Source organism: Haloarchaeobius baliensis (genome assembly GCF_052060055.1).
GTDB classification, from domain to species: domain Archaea; phylum Halobacteriota; class Halobacteria; order Halobacteriales; family Natrialbaceae; genus Haloarchaeobius; species Haloarchaeobius baliensis.
The window spans coordinates 187,968-203,746 of the sequence record NZ_JBPPFR010000002.1; the positions used below are offsets into that span (position 1 = coordinate 187,968).

A 15,779-nucleotide genomic window follows, 5' to 3' on the forward strand; every position below is an offset into this window, starting at 1 on the left:
CCGGGTCTCCCCGGCCGCCCTGGGTGCCCGTCGAACGGGCAGTACGCAAAGCCGCGCGTGTCGTCTTCGAAACGGCCCCGCCCGGAGGCGAGGTGGTCGGCGAGCGGTGCGACTGGGTGTGCTGGCCCGGTCAGGCGTCGGCCTGCAGCTGGGCGCCGACGAGGTCGGCGGTCGTGACCGGCTGCGGTGCCGAGACGCTGCTGCCGACGATCTCCTCCAGGATGAGGGTGACGTCGGCGGAGGTGATCTGGCCGTCACCGTTCATGTCGGCACAGCTCGGGTTGAAGCCGGCCGGCTCCTGCCCGACGATGTACTGCTGGACGAGCGTCGCGTCCTGGACGGTGATCGACCCGTCGGAGTTGACGTCACCAGCCGTACACGCGGCGGTCTCGACCATGCCACTGGACCAGTCCACGAGCGGCGCGGTGCCGTTCGGGTACGTGACCATCGAGTCGCCGACGTTCCAGGAGACCTCGGCCGACTGGTCGAAGTCGTCCATCAGCACGTCGAACTCGATCTCGACCATCTCGGGGGTGTCCACACCGGCCGCACCGGCCTGGGCCATGGAGATGGTGCCGTTCTGGTTGTCGATGTTCGTCACCGGGTCGGCGAAGTCGATGCCGTTCACGCCGGTGACCTCGAGCTTGCTCGCGTTGAACGAGAGCGTCGCCTGGTAGCCGGAGATGTTCTCGAGGTCGTCGGAGTGGACGGTGACCGTCGCGGTCTCGCCGGGCTGGACCGTCGTCTCGGTCACGTCGACCGTCCCGACGGGTTCGGGCGTGTCGGACGCCCAGACGACCGAGTTGGCGAGGATCTGGTCGGCCTCGTCGGTGAACGCGGGGTCCTCGACGAACGTCTCGCGACCGAGCGTGGACGCGAGCACGGCGTGGCGCTCCTCGTCGACCGCGAGGCCGGCACCCTTCACGCCGGCGTCAGCGGTGCTGAGGTCGGCGAGCGTGGTCGCGTCGGAGCCGCTGAACCACGAGTGGTCGTTGAACGTCGTCGCGGTGTGGAGCTGGACGCTCTCACCGGGTGCGACGACACCCTCGAGGATCGGGTGGTCGGTGGTCGCCGCGTAGGAGACGGCGCCGTCGCCGAACGCGTCGCCGGTGTTGGCCGGGTCGCCGATGGCGGACGAGCGGACCGGGACACCGTTACTGTCGCTGCCCCAGTTGTCCAGCCAGACGACGCCGGTCGTGACGCCGCTCGTTGCGGAGGCGAAGGCCTCGCCGTTGGATTCGTCGATGTTCTGCACGACGAAGCTGTCGTACGTGTCGACCTCGTTCATGGCCTCGTCGGAGGTCATGACCGACACCTGGTAGTTGGCGGGCAGGTACTCCTGGAGGGAGCCCTTGACCGCCTGTCCGTAGTCACCGCCGTCGTCGACGACGCCGACCTGGGTGAACTCCTCGAACACCTGGGTCGGGCCGGTCGTGACCTCGATGGACTCGTTGAGCCCCTCGAAGGTGTGGACGACCGAGACCGTCCCGCTGGTGTCCGCGGTCGTCTCGACGGTCACCGTGGCGGTGACGTCGGTCGGTTCGTCGAAGGTGACCGGCTCGCCCCACGCGACCTCGTCGCCGTTGACGTACAGGGTCGCGTTGGCCTCGTCGTAGCCATCGCCGAGCTCGGCGGTGTAGGACTCGAGGTTCGCGGCCTGTGCGGTCGCGCTGAGGCTCTCGCCGCCCTCGATGGCCGAGGGCTGCGGGCTGACCAGCTGCACGTCGAGCGTCGGGGTCAGCGAGAAGTTCTGCGTGGCGTAGGTGCCGTTCTGGACGGTCACCGTCGCGGTGGCCGCCTCGTAGCCGAAGCCGTCGGCGGTCACGTCGACCGTGCCGGTCTCGGAGAGCACGGAGTACGCACCGGCTGCGTCGGTCGTGTCCGAGAAGTCCTGGTCGGTCGAGACGGTGATGCCCTGCAGCGCGTTCCCGTCGGCGTCCGTGACGGTCCCGTTGATGCCCTGTTCGAGGGCGACCTGGTCCGTCGCGGCCGCGACGTCGATGATGCCGAGCCCGTAGCGGGTGTCGTACTCGTCGCCGGGCTCGCTCCAGCCGTCGGGCTTCCACGCGTTCTCCTCCATCGCGTCGATGGCGGTCTCGCGCGGGATGTCGCCCGCGGCCGAGAGCATCAGTGCGAAGGCACCGGCGGTGTGCGGGGCGGCCATGGAGGTGCCGTCGTACTCGGCGTAGCCGCCGCCGGGGACGGAGCTCTTGACCGCCACGCCGGGCGCGGCGACGTTCGGTGCGGTGTAGTTGTCGGGCCAGTAGCTGGGTGCGGCGCTGCCCCAGGCGGAGCTGGTGTCGATCTCCTCACCGCTGGAGAAGCTGGCGATGTCGTAGTTCTCGTCCGAGGCACCGACGGCGATGTTCGGGTAGACGTTCCCGGGCGAGCCGCTGGTGCCCTCGCCGCTGTTGCCGGAGGAGGCGACGAGGATGACGCCCGCGTCGCGGGCGTTCTCGGACGGTTCGATCATCTCGGTGTAGTAGCCGCCGGCGCCGAGGCTCATCGAGATGACGTCGACGCTCTCGTTGACGGCCCACTGCATCCCGCCGGCGACCTGGGCGAAGCTGCCGCCGCCGCCGGGGATGACGAGACCGTGGTACAGCGTCGCCTCGGGTGCGACGCCGATGTACTCGCCGCTGGCGTTGCCACCGGTCACGGTACCCGAGGTATGGGTGCCGTGCGTGTCGGTGTCGCGGATGGTGCTGTTCGGGATCTCGTCACCGTTGGAGTCGAACTCGGCCCAGTGCTCCTGGGTGATCTGGATGTCCGGGTGGTCCGGGTCGACACCCGTGTCGAGGACGGCGACGCTGACGCCCTCGCCCATGGTGCCGTACTGGTCCCAGACCTCGGTCGCGTTGATCTGGTCGAGTCCGTAGGTCGTGTCGTAGTCGTTCGAGGAGGCGCCCTCACCGGCGGCGCTGCTGCGCTCGGTCTCCGGGAGGGTCAGGTCGAAGTTCGCGTGGACCTGCGTGACGCGGTCCATCCGTGCGAAGCTGTCGAGGTCGACCTCGTTCGTGTTGACCCGGAGCAGGACGGCGTTGGTGATCCAGAAGGAGTTGACGTAACGGACGCCCTCCATCTCGTGGGCCCGGTTGATGACCGGTTCCTGAGTCTGCTGGGCCTGTTGCTGGAGCGTGCTGACGACGGCGTCCTGACTCATCGAGGCGCTGGTTTCGGCCTCCTCGAGTCGGACGACGACGTCGACCCAGCCGTCTGCGTTCTGGAGTGCCGGGTCGATCGGTGCGACCGACGAGCCGCTCTCGTCGGGCGAGACGGTACTGGAGGCGACGTCGTCGCCGACGCCTGCCTGTACGATATCTGTCGAAGTGCCTGTCTGCTGGGCGGATGGCGCTCCGGCTGCAACGTACGGAGTCGTGAATCCGAATACCATCAGACTGGCGAGCAGTAGTGCTAGGAGTTTCCGATTCATCCTTTCCCCCTGCGAGAGTCGTTCCCGCAGCACGTCGCACTCCTTTCTACGCTACCAAAGTTAATTTCCAGATAACGCTGGTGCAATCGAAACGTGTCTGGATGAGGGACAGGTCAGTACATCGGTGGCCGGGTCTGGCCACTCGCTCGTCATTCCTCGTTGCACGGTCACATGGAACGAACGAAATCTCCTCTCCTGGGGCTTCTAATGGACATTTCCATTAGTTGGGAAACGGTCTCGCGGTCGAGAGAACCGTCCCTGGATCCAGTTAACGCGCTCGTTAACCGTGACGAAAACGGGGGTCCGCTGAATCAATCGCGCTTCCTCGGCGTGTAAATAAGTGGTGGTCGGTCGCGCGGTGGTCAGAACGGGAGCGTCAGGCTGCCCTGTCCACCGGTGCCGCGGACCGGCCACGAGGTCTCGCCCTCGGCGTCGTCCGTCGTGACGGTCACCTCGAGCTCCTCGGCGTCGTCGGGCACGGTGAGCTGGATGGTGCCGTCCGCGTCGGTGGTGCCGACCGTCTCCCCGTCGACGCTGACGGAGGCGTTGGCGACCGCCTGGTCGTCGTTCCCGGTGACGGTCAGCGTCACCGTCTCGCCGGCGCGGACCTGGCCGTCGACGGCGAGTTCGAGGTCGCTGTCGTCGCTGTCGTCGCCGTCCTCGGAGTCGTCGGAGTCGCTATCGTCATCGTCGTTCTCGGGACCCGCATCCTCCGGCGGGCCACGCTCATCGTCGTCCGCGTCGACGTCGTCGATCTCGACCTGGTCACCGGTACCGGACTCGCTGACGACCGGGCGGAGGATGTACTGCCCGGAGTTGCCGGCTTCGTGGACCATGATGTCGAACACGAAGCTCAGGTTCGAGCCGGATTCGGCGGTGAACTGCTTGTTGATCTGGAGCTTGTCGCTCGGGAGCTGGACGTCGACCTGCTCGCCGTTCTCCAGGGTCCCCTGCACGTCGCTGACGTGGACGAACACCCGGTCGTACTCGCCTGCGCTGACGTTGAAGTCGGCGAGGCGGGAGGCGTTCGCGCCCTGCAACTCGGTCAGGTCGACGGTGCGGTTGTCGACCTCGTGCGTGACCCAGCCCTCGGACTCGCTGCCGGGTTCGCTGTCGTCCTCGGTCTCGGAGTCGTCCTCGGTCTCGGAGTCGTCCTCGTCGGTGTCGTCTGCGTCGTCGCCGTCGTCGCTCTCGGTGTCGGTGCTGTTGTCCGCGTCGTCGGTCTCCGTCTCCGGAGCCTCGGTGGTCGCGTTCGTGGTGGCCGTCTCGTTCGCGTCCTCGAGGGACTCGGTGTCGGTGGTCTCGTTCTCGACGTCGCTGTCGTCGGAGTCGTCGCCATCGCTCTCCTCGGAGTCGTCACCGTCGGCGTCGGCCTGGTGGAAGCCGACCGACGTGATGGTGACGTTGAGGTGTTCGAACTGGTCGATCGCGCCCGGGCGGTCGCTCACGTAGAACGACACGCTTGCCTCGTCGCCGTCGTTCGTGTTCGCGCCGTCCCCGCTGCCGGTGATCCCGCCGATGCAGCCGGCGGTCACGAGGAGGGCGGCCAGTGCGATTGCGAGCAGTGCATTGGGTCGTGACATCGTGAATGTCCCTGACGGCTCCGGGGGCATAAACCGGGAACTCGGTTGCGAAGAATTTGGTCGGATTCAACCGGATTGGCGGTTCTGAACGGTCGTGAACGGTTTCAACTGTGGGTCGACCGTTTCGACACCGGTTTACCGGTCCCCGGCGGACGGTGTACCATGTCGATGCGCGTGACCTTCCTCGGGACCAGCGGGGCCGTGCCGACCACCCAGCGCAACCCCACCGCCATCTACTGCCAGCGCGAGGGTGACGGCTTCCTCTTCGACTGCGGCGAAGGGACCCAGCGCCAGATGATGCGCTTCGGGACCGGCTTCTCGGTGGACCACATCTTCGTCACGCACACCCACGGCGACCACGTGCTGGGCATCCCGGGTCTGGTCCAGACGATGGACTTCAACGAGCGCGACGCCGCACTCGCCATCCACTGCCCACCCGGCGAGCGGTCGCTCGTCGAGAACCTGGTCAGCGCGACCGGTGCGCGCCCGTCGTTCCCGGTCCGCGTCCACGAGGTGAGTGCCGGCGACGTGGCTCTCAGCCGCGACGAGTACGAGATTCGCGCGTTCGACGTCGAGCACCGGACCACGGCCGTCGGCTACGCGCTCGTCGAGGACGACCGGAAGGGCCGGTTCGACCGCGAGCACGCCGAGGAGCTCGGCGTCCCGGTCGGGCCGAAGTTCTCGGCACTCCACGACGGAAACGCGGTCGAACTCGACGACGGTACGGTCGTCACACCGGACCAGGTCGTCGGCGATCCTCGCCCCGGCCGGCGGGTCGTCTACACGGGAGACACCACGCCCGTCGACGCCACCGTCGAGGCCGCCGCGGACGCCGACCTGCTGGTCCACGACGCGACGTTCGCGGAGGACCGCCGCGACCGCGCCGGTCAGACCGGCCACTCGACGGCGAAGCAGGCCGGCCGCATCGCCCAGCGCGCCGGCGCGAAGCGGCTGGCGCTGACGCACATCTCCTCCCGGTACGCCAACGACGTCGAACTGCACCGGACGGAGGCCCGGGAGTCGTTCGATGGCGAACTGCTGATCCCGGACGACGGCGACACCGTCGAGATCCCGTATCCCGACGGGGAGTGAGCGACACGCGACTGTGGGGGCGACTCACACGGAACACATCCGCTTTTCACGATGCCGTCCGCACACAGTGCCGTGTCCCACGTCTTCCACCTCTGCGACGTGTTCGCCACGGAGCGGTACGCCGGGAACCAGCTCGCCGTCGTCGCCGACGCGGGCGACCTCTCGACCGACGAGATGCAGGCCATCGCGAACGAGATGAACTACTCGGAGACGACGTTCGTCACCGGCCGAGACGACGACGGCTGGGACGTACGCATCTTCACGCCGAACAGCGAGATCCCGTTCGCGGGCCACCCGACGCTCGGGACGGCCGCGGTCGTCCGCGAGCACCTCGCCGCCGACGCCCCCGACCCGGTCACTCTCCACCTCGAAGTGGGCGACGTGCCGGTCCGCGTCGAGGGAGACGGCGACGATCCCCTGTACTGGATGACCCAGCAGCCCCCCGAGTTCGGGGAGACGTTCGCCCGGGAGACGGCCGCCACGGCGCTCGGCCTCCAACCCGAGGACGTGCGCGAGGACCTCCCCGTCCAGTGGGTGTCGACAGGGCTCCCGACGGTCGTCGTCCCGCTTCGGGACCGCGATGCGCTCGAACGTATCGACGTCGACCGCGACGGCTACGAAGCACTGACTGGCGACCACGACGGCAAGAACGTGCTGGCGTTCTGTCCGGACCCCCGTGCCCCGGTCCACGACTACGCCGACCGCGTGTTCTCGCCGTTCTACGGCGTGCCGGAGGACCCGGCGACGGGCTCGTCGAACGGCTGTCTGGCCGGCTATCTGGTCCGGCACCGCGACGGGCCGCTGGACGCGGTCGTCGAGCAGGGCTACGAGATGGGGCGGCCGTCGCTGCTCCACCTCCGCGCCGAGGAACGTGCTGGAGAAGAGGACATCGAGGTACAGGTCGGCGGCCGGGTCGTGCCGGTCGCGCGCGGCGACCTGTACTGAGTCGGGGGGAGGGCGACGCGGGCTACTCCTCCAGCTCGAACAGCTGCTCGACCGAACAGTCGAACTCCTCGGCGAGCTTGAGCGCGAGTTCGAGGCTCGGGTCGTAGCGGCCGCGTTCGATGGCGTTGATGCTCTGTCTGGTCACGTCGACCGCGGCGGCGAGTTCGCCCTGTGTCATCCCGCGGGCCTCGCGGCGCTCGCGGACGCGGTTCGTTATGCCCATCGTCGCTCGTAGGCGAGGCTGCCCCCGTGGACGAGCGAGAGGGCGGCGACGAAGAAGGCGATGGGCGTGAGCCACAGCGGCCACGCGACGACGTCGAGCGCCCAGAGCGCGGTCACCGTCGGGAAGACGGCCGCGGAGGTCAGTCCGAGGATGGTGATGGTCCGCTCGCTGGCGGCCTCGTGGATCCGCTGGTCGCGCTCGTCGAACAGCGGCCCGCTGTAGCGCCGGAGCACGGCGACCGCGCCGACGGCGCACGCCGCGAACGCGCCGACGCCCAGGAGGGGGTAGCCGGCGACGATGAGCCCACCCAGCGAGATCCCCGAGCAGAGCCAGAGGGCGGCGTGCAGGCGTCGGTACGTGGTCTCGGTAGCGGGGTCGATGGTGTCGGTCTGGGGCATTTGTGTAAAGCCTCCTTTACAGTAAAGCGCACTTTACACCAATACTTCAATCTTCGGGTCCCCCGCGGATTTTATAGCCGCACCGCCCCAACGCCCGCCTGTGAGCGCTCGTACCACGGCCCTCGACGCGGTTGTGTTCGGCGTGGACATCCAGAGCGGGGACGTCCGGGGGGACGCCCCGTCCTACGCGCTCGTCGTGTTCGACGGCGAGTCCGTGGAGCGCGACGTCGTCACGTACCGGAAGCTCCGCCGCCGCATCGACGACGAGGAGCCGACCATCGTCGCCACCGACAACATGTACGAACTCGCCGAGGACAAGGACGCCCTCGTGCACTTCCTCGGCAGTCTGCCCGACGAGACACGGCTCGTGCAGGTGACAGGCGACGAACAGCCCGAACCACTCTCTCGCGTCGCCTCCCGTCACGGCGTCCCCTACGGCAAGGACCCGATGAAGGAGGCCGAGGCCGCCGCCAGACTCGCCGCCGCGAACGTCGGCTACGAGGTCAGCGCCTTCACCGACACGACGACGGTGAAGGTCTCCCGCGGCCGCTCGACCGGCAGTGGCGGCTGGAGTCAGGACCGCTACACCCGGCGCATCCACGGCAACGTCAAGACGCGCTCGCGGGATGTCGCCTCGAAGCTGGACGACGCCGGACTGGACTACGAGCGCGACGTCACCGAGAAGTACGGCGGCTACGCCAACGCCGTCTTCACCGTCGACGCCCACCCCGCCGACATCCCCGTCTCGCGCGGGCGGTCGGGCGACACGCGGGTCGAGATCGAGCGGGAGCGACGCGACGGCATCGAGTTCGAACCCCTCGCGAAACGCCGCGACCACGTCATCGTCGGGATGGACCCCGGCACGACGACGGCGGTCGCCGTCGTCTCGCTCGACGGGGAGGTCCACGACGTGCTCTCGACCAGAACGGCGGACACCGCCGCCGTCATCGAGTGGATCATCGAGCGCGGCCGGCCGGTCGTCGTCGCCGCCGACGTGGAGCCGATGCCAGAGACCGTCGAGAAGGTCCGCCGGAGCTTCGACGCCGCGCCGTGGATTCCGCACTCCGACCTGCCGGTCGACGAGAAGCAGCACCGGACCCGCGAGACTGGCTACGACAACGACCACGAGCGCGACGCCCTCGCGGCCGCGCTCTTCGCCTTCGACGACCACGAGGACCAGTTCGCCCGCATCGCCCGGAAGACGCCGCCGACGCTCGACCGCGGGGTCGTCATCGAGCGCGTGCTCGCCGGCGACGGGAGCGTCGAGGCCGTCGTCTCCGACCTCGTCGAGGAGGACGAGGCGCCGGCGGAGGACGACCACGAGCACGAACCGCGCGAGCTGTCCGCCGAGGAGAAGCGCATCCGGGACCTCGAACGACAGGTCGAGCGCCTCCAGTCCCACGTCGACGAGCTCCAGGAGACCGTTGCGGAGAAGGAGTCCCGCATCGACGAGCTCGAAGCCGAGCTTTCCGAGGCCCGCCGTAAGGAGCGCCGAGAGGCCCGGGAACGCCGGACCGTCACCCGGCTGGAGCGTCGGAACAACGCGCTCGAACGCGACGTCGCGGACCGCGAGGAGACCATCGAGGAGCTGGAGGGCAAGCTCGCCCGGCTGAAGGAGCTCTGGAAGCTCGACCACTCCAACTTCGCCGACGTCGAGGAGAAGAAACGCGGGCTCGTCCCGGTCAAACCCGTCGCCAAGTTCACCAGGGACGCCATCGACGACGCCCACGACAGCTACGGGCTCGCTCGCGACGACGTGGTCTACCTCCGCGACGCCTCCGGCGCCGGCCGCTCCACGGCGGAGAAGCTCGCCGCACACGACCCCCGCGTCGTCCTCAAGGAGGGCGGGCTCTCGGACGTCGCCGACGAGGTGCTGTTCGAGCACGAGATCCCGGTCGGCCCCGCGGACGACGTGGCGATGCAGGAGGTCGACGAGCTCGCCGTCGCCCGCGAGGAGGACGTCGAGGCCGTCATCGACGACTGGGAGGCACGCGCCGAGGAGCGCAAGAAGGACCAGAAATCGGAGATGGTCGACCGCCTCATCAGCGAGCACCGGGCGGACGAGGCCGGCAGCAACGCGTTTTAACGTCCCCTGTCGTCGGATTGCTGTTTTCAGCCACGACGAAACCCCACCAGCCGGGTGGCGCGCGACCCGCGAGCGTGCCGAACGAAGTGAGGCCGTGAGCAGACGCTCGTGCGAGGGACGAGAAGCGCAACGGAGTGAGCATCGCAGGAGGCTGGGGAGGTATGAGGTGCGTTGCGGTCGCGGTCGGTGGGACTGAAAGGGGCTGCTCGCTCGACGAACCTCGGCGACGTGAGCACCGCAGGTACGAGGTGCGCAACGAGCCGCGGGAGTCGAGCGAGCAGGGGCTTTCTGGCTGTTTGGAGCGTTACGAGTACCGACAAACAGCAGGGGCTTTCGAGCTGTTTCCCACCCTCTTGCCGTCACAACCGTTTTCTTCGGAATCTCGCCGCGAAGACACCGAATTCAGAACATCCCGCCCATCCCGAGCATCCCGAGCGCGTTGCTCACGAGCGCCTTCAGCAGCAGCCCGAGACCCGCGATGACGAGCGCGAAGCCGGCGGCGAGTTCGAGCGAGCCGAAGAAGCCGATCATCCCGATACCTGCGAGGACGAACAGGAATCCGATAGCGCCGGAGATCCCGAGCATCTTCGCGTACTTCGTCGGTCCGGACGAGCCGGAGCCCATGTCGGCGGCCATACCCGTCAGTCCAGCCCCGAGCCGATTAAACACCGTGGTTCGGAGTGACAGGCAGAGTTTCCAGACCGTTTAAAAGTGTCGGCATCCATACGGGGACACATGAGCGACAACGACGGCGGCGGCCGACGCAACCTGCGTATGCCGGAGGACGACGAGGTGTTCGCGACCGTGACGAACATGCTCGGTGCGAACCGGGTCCGTGTCCGTTGTGCCGACGGGACAGAGCGCACGGCCCGGATTCCGGGCAAGATGCAGAAGCGCGTCTGGATCCGGGAGGACGACGTGGTGCTGGTGGAGCCGTGGGACTGGCAGGACGAGAAGGCCGACATCACGTGGCGCTACGACAAGCAGGACGCCGACCAGCTCCGCGAAGAGGGGCACATCTGAGCGCCCGTCCCGGGATACCCACCCTTTTACCCGTCCGTCACGTTATCCTGCCGTAGATGAGCGACGAGTACGGACTGGTGGAACCGGAGGCCGTCGACGAGCCGGGCGACGAGTGGGAGGCCATCGACGTCACCGACACCGAGGCCGACCGCATCGCACGGCGACGGGACCGGAAGTTCGACCAGTTCAGAAAGCGCATCAAGGACAACGAGTCGCTGAAGGTCGAGGCGTCGGTGTTCGACGACGCCACCTACGCCGCCCTCTACAAGCTCGTCCAGGACGGCTGGGTGGACGCACTCGGCGGCCCCATCTCGACGGGCAAGGAGGCCAACGTCTACAGCGCCCTCGGCGGTGCGGACGCGGCCGACGAGCTGGGCGCCGAGACGCCGGAGGTCGCCATCAAGGTGTACCGCATCAACGCCTCGGACTTCCGCGACATGCGGGACTACCTCGTCGGCGACCCCCGCTTCGAGGGCATCGGCGGCAAGAAGTCGCAGGTCGTCATCGCCTGGGTGCGCAAGGAGTACGCGAACCTCCAGCGCGCCCGCCGCGCCGGCGTCCGCGTCCCGCACCCCCTCGCCGTCGAGCGGAACGTGCTCGTCATGGAGTACATCGGCGCGGAGGAGGGCCGCGCGAAGCGCCTCGCCGAGGTCAACGTCGAGAACCCACAGACCGCCTACGAGGTCGTCCGGGAGTACATGCGCCGGCTCCACACCGCCGGGCTGGTCCACGGCGACCTCTCCGAGTACAACATGGTCATCCACGACGGCGAGCTGGTGATCATCGACCTCGGGCAGGCCGTCACCGTGCACCACCCGAACGCCCAGGAGTTCCTCGAACGGGACTGCCGGAACGTCGCGGCGTTCTTCTCCCGGCAGGGCATCGACGTCACCGGCGACGAGCTCTACGAGTTCGTGGTCGCGGACGACGAGCGGTTCTGACTAGCGCCGCCGGAGCGCGACGAGCGAACAGAGCGCCGCGAGCGCTGCCAGCGTCCCGAGTGCGCCGAAGCCGGGGACGGGGCCGTCGTCGTCGGTGTCGCTGGTGCCTGCTATCCCGAGGGTGCGGGTGGTGGGCGTGTGGGTGACGACCGTCGGGGGCGTGGTCGGCGTGGCCGTGCTGGTCGGCGTGGCCGTCGTTGCCGGTGTGTCCACGACCGTTCCCTCGGGCGGCTCGATGACCGCCGTCGCGGTCACGGGCTCGCCGTTCTCGAGGTAGGGTTCGTCCGCCTCGTCGAACTCGCCGTCGCGGTCCACGTCGCGGTAGGCGACGGCGACGACCGTCGTGGGCTCGTCGATGGCGTCGTCGAAGTCCACGGTGATCTGCTCGGACTCGGTCCCCGGAGTGACGTACGACGAGGTCCCGAGGACGTCGGCGGTGTCACCGGCTTCGCGGAGCACGACGAAGCCGCCCCAGGAGAGCGTCGCGTTCTCCACGGTCGTTCCCACCCGTGCGGTGTCGTTGCGGACGGAGAGCGACGCCTCGCGCGGATGGACGATTGCAGGGACCGTGTCGCCGAGTTCGGTGTCGTTCGACCGGACGCGGAGCTCGTAGCCGTCGCCGTACTCGCCGGTGAGGTTCAGGCTGGCGGTGAAGCGGTACTCCCCGGAGTGCCCCCCGGCCACCCGTTCGACGGTCGCGCCGTCCCTGGCGACGAGCGCGCCCGTCGAGGCGTTCACCAGCTCGACGGTCACCGGCCGCGACTCCGGGAGGATTGCCACCCCGGTGACGGTCGCGGTGGGGGTTGGCTGGAGCCACCGGTCGATGTCGCCGTGGGCGGTTTGTACGCCGACGACGGGCGCGGGGACCCCGATCGTCCGGTTCGCCGGCATCTCGCCGTCCGGGGAACCGTCCGGAAAGCCGTCGAAGCCCGCGTAGAAAATGTCCGCCAGCTCGATGTCCGTCTGGCGCGGGTCGGCATCCGACGGGTCGCCGCGGACCGTTCGGACGGCCACGGTGTCTACGACGACGTGGTACGTCGCCGGCCGGTCGCTCGCGACGACGGTGATGTTCGCGGCGTCGGCGAGGTCGACGACCTTCGGCTCCCGCTCAGGGGTCGGGTTGGTCTGGGTCACCCAGAGCCGCGATCCGTTCCGCTGCGTGGCCGCGAACCGTTCGGTGAGGGTCGCCCCAGACGCGTTCGAGACGTTCGCGGCCAGCGCCTGCGACTGCACCGTGATGACCAGCCGTTCCCCGTGGAACAAGACGGAACCGCTCGGCTCGTCGAGACCCACGTGGTCGGGAATGTCCGTCAGGTCTGTTCCGTTCGGAACCCGGTGGAGGCGGATGGTGGTGTCGTTGCGCGGGAGGATCTCTGTCTGGCTGTCCACCTCGCCCGGTGCGTCTGGAGCGACCGTGGCGACGCCGACGACGGGGAGGAGCGTCGCCGTGACGACTAGCAGCGTCACCACTGTCGCGGTCCGCGGGGACTGTGGCATGGGCTCACATCCCGTTGCCTGTGGTAAATCTCTTATCCTGAGACCGACGGGTCGGCCGTCTCACCGTCGCCTGCGCACGACGAGCGAGCAGAGTGCGGCGAGCGCCGCGAGCGTCCCGGCGATTCCGAAGCCGGGGACGGAGCCCCCGTCCTCCGTGTTTCCGGGGTCGGCCATCCCGAGGGTCGGCGTCGGTTCGGGGTTCGTCGTCTCGGGTGTGTCGATGACCGCTGTCGGCGTGGCTGTGGGTGTCGTGGTCCCCTCGGGCGGCCGGAGGACCGCCGTATCGGTCACAGGTGTGCCGTTCTGGCGGTACGGTTCGTCGGCGGTATCGAACTCCCGGTTGCCGTTCACGTCGCGGTAGGCGACGGCGACGACGGTCGTGGGCTCGTCGATGGCGTCCTCGAACTGGATGCCGGTGCGGGTGTCGCCGGGGAGGACGTACTCCTCCCCGAGGATCGGCCCGTCCGCGCTCCCCGTCCGGAAGACGACGAGCCCGCCATAGGTGAGGTTCGACTCGTTCACGTACGCGCCCCACCGGGTGGTCTGGTTCTCGAACGTCAGGCTCGCCTCGCGGGGGACGACCTCGAGCGGGACCGCCCCGGTGAGGGTCCGTCCGTTCCACGTGACCCGGACCACGTACTCGGTGCCTGGCTCGGTGTCGTGGGCGAGGGTCGCGGCGAACCGGGCGGCGAACTCGCCCCCCGAGTCCGAGACGGGGGCCGGATTCGTCCGGACGCGCTCGACCACCGTCGAGGAGTTCGTCTCGACCAGTTCGACGGTCAGTCGGGCCGAGGACGGGAGCGACGTGAGACCGGTGACGGTGACGTTCCCGGACGGCCGGGCCAGGACCGTCCCGCCGATGTCGTTCCCGATGGTGGCCGCCGGCGCGTCGACCGCCGTCGTCCTGTTCGGCGGGAGATCGACCGGCTCCGGGGCGAACTCGTCGAACAGGTTGAACCCGACGAGGTACGTCGACCCCTCGTAGACGTACTCCAGGCGTGGCTCCCTCGTTTCGGGGCTGGGTTCCCCCCGGAAGATGTCGGCCGTCGAGCGGTCCGGAACCACGTGGTACGTCGCCGGTGCATCGCCCGCGACGACGGTGACGTTCCCCGCATCTGCGAGGTCGAACACCCGCGGTGGCCCGTGGTCAGGTCGGGCGTCGTGGCCCACCAGGAGCCGCGTGTCACCGGTCCAGGCCGCCGCGAATCGCCCGGTCAGGTTGTCGCCCGGTGCATCCTCGACCTCGGCGGCGATGACGGCCGACTGGACGGTCACGACGAGGTCGTCACCCAGCAGCACCGTCGGCGTGCTCGGACCGTCGAGACCGACGTACTCGGGAAGGTCCGTCGGGTCGGTGTCGTTCGAGATGCGCTGTATCCGGAGTCGCGGCTCGACGAGGGACTCGTTCGCCACGACCGCGGTGTCGACCCGTTCGGTGACCGTGCTCTCGCCCCAGTCCACGGTCGCGACGACGGAGAGGTCGGCGTCCTCCGGGAGTGCGGTGGCGTCGATGCTGGCGGACCAGCCGTTCGGTCTGCCCGGCCAGACCTCCGGTCCCGAGCTGTTCGCGTGGACCGTCGCGGTCGTCGTGGCGACGGTCTCCCCGTCTGCGGTCTCGACGCGCACGTCGACGCTGCTTCCGGGCGGAAGCGAGGTCGTCCCGTGGACCGTCGCGGTCTCGCTGTCCACGAGCGCGATGCCGGGCGCTCGTGGGGCGACGGTCAGCGTTGGCGGTGCCCGGGCGAGGCGGCTGTGCTCGGGTGGGCCGTCGTGGTGTGCGAAGTCCACCGTGAAGTAGAGCCGGCCGGAGCCGAACTCCTGGGGCTCGTGGTCCAGTTCGGCTGGTGAGGGGGCGAACGAGAGCGGCCCGCCGGTCCCGTTGCCGACGTACGCCAGCTCGGTGTCGCCGGTGGCTGGAACCGCGGGGAGGTCGCGTGGCTGCACGACGATGTAGTACGAGTCGGGGGACTCACCGCGGAGGACCGTCGCGTTCGCCGGGGAGAGTGCAGCGAACCGCGTCGCCATCGGCCCGTCCTGCCAGGCCGCGAGTCTGAGCTCCAGTCCGGGGTCGTTCGCGACGGAGAGGAACCGTTCGGTGACGTTCGCGCCGGTGGCGTTCCGGACCTGCCCGTCGAGCCCCGGAAGCCGGACGCGGACGACGAGCGACGCGTTGGTCGGGACGACGTTCGACCGGCGGGACAGGTCCCCGACGTGGCCCGGCAGGTCGTCGGCGTCGTCGACCCGGTCGGCGAGTGCCGGTGGCCCGGCCCAGAGGCTGACCGCGGTGTCGTTCTCGGCTGTCGGCGTGGCGGTGGAATCGACAACCGTCGCCGGCGCCGTCACCTCGTCCGAATCGCCGGGACCGACGGCCGGTGCACCGACACCGACGGCCGGGAGGAGGACTGCGGTGACGACCAGGACGGTGATGGCCGCCACGAACTGCGGAGGGCGTGACATATCACGCGTCTGCTCGCTCGGTGGGCATAAGTCTCGTGCAGCGCTCCGAGAACTCCGAAACGGTGAAACCCGATGCCCGACTATGGACTGGTATGCAGTCC

Annotated in this window: 12 protein-coding genes; 5 read left to right on the forward strand and 7 right to left on the reverse strand. The window is 68.9% G+C overall.

The window, feature by feature from the left end; translation table 11 throughout:
* Positions 1–130: 130 nt before the first annotated feature.
* Together ACSG06_RS11830 and ACSG06_RS11835 are read right to left on the reverse strand one after the other, a co-directional pair.
* Positions 131–3,394, reverse strand: coding sequence for a S8 family serine peptidase (locus ACSG06_RS11830; RefSeq protein WP_440990488.1), 3,264 nt, complete (start codon positions 3,392–3,394; stop codon positions 131–133).
* Between the two features lie 401 nt (positions 3,395–3,795).
* Positions 3,796–5,016 (reverse strand): DUF4382 domain-containing protein, encoded by a 1,221-nt coding sequence (locus ACSG06_RS11835; protein ID WP_440990489.1) that lies wholly within the window; start codon positions 5,014–5,016, stop codon positions 3,796–3,798.
* Positions 5,017–5,178: 162 nt separating this feature from the next.
* Here ACSG06_RS11835 and rnz point away from each other — a divergent pair, with 162 nt between their 5' ends.
* A complete protein-coding gene (rnz, locus tag ACSG06_RS11840; RefSeq protein WP_440990490.1) occupies positions 5,179–6,108 on the forward strand; it encodes a ribonuclease Z in 930 nt (309 codons plus the stop codon).
* Between the two features lie 72 nt (positions 6,109–6,180).
* The gene (locus ACSG06_RS11845; RefSeq protein WP_440990491.1) at positions 6,181–7,053 is read left to right on the forward strand and encodes a PhzF family phenazine biosynthesis protein; all 873 of its coding nucleotides are present in this window, start codon (positions 6,181–6,183) and stop codon (positions 7,051–7,053) included.
* A 22-nt stretch (positions 7,054–7,075) separates the two neighbouring features.
* Here the strand turns inward: ACSG06_RS11845 and ACSG06_RS11850 are convergent, their stop codons facing one another.
* Entirely contained in the window at positions 7,076–7,270 is a 195-nt protein-coding gene (locus tag ACSG06_RS11850) for a helix-turn-helix transcriptional regulator (RefSeq protein ID WP_440991428.1), read from the reverse strand.
* The gene (locus ACSG06_RS11855) at positions 7,267–7,674 is read right to left on the reverse strand and encodes a DUF2178 domain-containing protein (RefSeq protein ID WP_440990492.1); all 408 of its coding nucleotides are present in this window, start codon (positions 7,672–7,674) and stop codon (positions 7,267–7,269) included. The genes ACSG06_RS11850 and ACSG06_RS11855 overlap by 4 nt, the downstream gene beginning before the upstream one ends.
* A 100-nt stretch (positions 7,675–7,774) precedes the next feature.
* Between ACSG06_RS11855 and ACSG06_RS11860 the strand changes: the two genes are divergently transcribed.
* Entirely contained in the window at positions 7,775–9,760 is a 1,986-nt protein-coding gene (locus ACSG06_RS11860) for a DUF460 domain-containing protein (protein ID WP_440990493.1), read from the forward strand.
* A gap of 402 nt (positions 9,761–10,162) precedes the next feature.
* Here ACSG06_RS11860 and ACSG06_RS11865 read toward each other — a convergent pair whose 3' ends face one another.
* Positions 10,163–10,396 (reverse strand): DUF7470 family protein, encoded by a 234-nt coding sequence (locus ACSG06_RS11865; RefSeq protein ID WP_440990494.1) that lies wholly within the window; start codon positions 10,394–10,396, stop codon positions 10,163–10,165.
* A 99-nt stretch (positions 10,397–10,495) separates the two neighbouring features.
* On the opposite strand from ACSG06_RS11865, the gene eif1A reads away from it, so the two are divergent.
* Together eif1A and rio1 are read left to right on the forward strand one after the other, a co-directional pair.
* A complete protein-coding gene (gene eif1A / locus ACSG06_RS11870; RefSeq protein ID WP_257299479.1) occupies positions 10,496–10,783 on the forward strand; it encodes a translation initiation factor eIF-1A in 288 nt (95 codons plus the stop codon).
* 56 nt (positions 10,784–10,839) lie between these two features.
* On the forward strand, positions 10,840–11,724 hold the full coding sequence (gene rio1, locus ACSG06_RS11875) for a serine/threonine-protein kinase Rio1 (RefSeq protein WP_440990495.1): 885 nt from the start codon (positions 10,840–10,842) through the stop codon (positions 11,722–11,724).
* On the opposite strand, the gene ACSG06_RS11880 is transcribed toward rio1, so the two are convergent.
* Positions 11,725–13,221, reverse strand: a complete 1,497-nt coding sequence (locus ACSG06_RS11880; protein ID WP_440990496.1) for a DUF7282 domain-containing protein — start codon at positions 13,219–13,221, stop codon at positions 11,725–11,727. It lies immediately after the preceding gene.
* A gap of 60 nt (positions 13,222–13,281) precedes the next feature.
* A complete protein-coding gene (locus ACSG06_RS11885; protein ID WP_440990497.1) occupies positions 13,282–15,678 on the reverse strand; it encodes a DUF7282 domain-containing protein in 2,397 nt (798 codons plus the stop codon).
* Positions 15,679–15,779 lie beyond the last annotated feature (101 nt).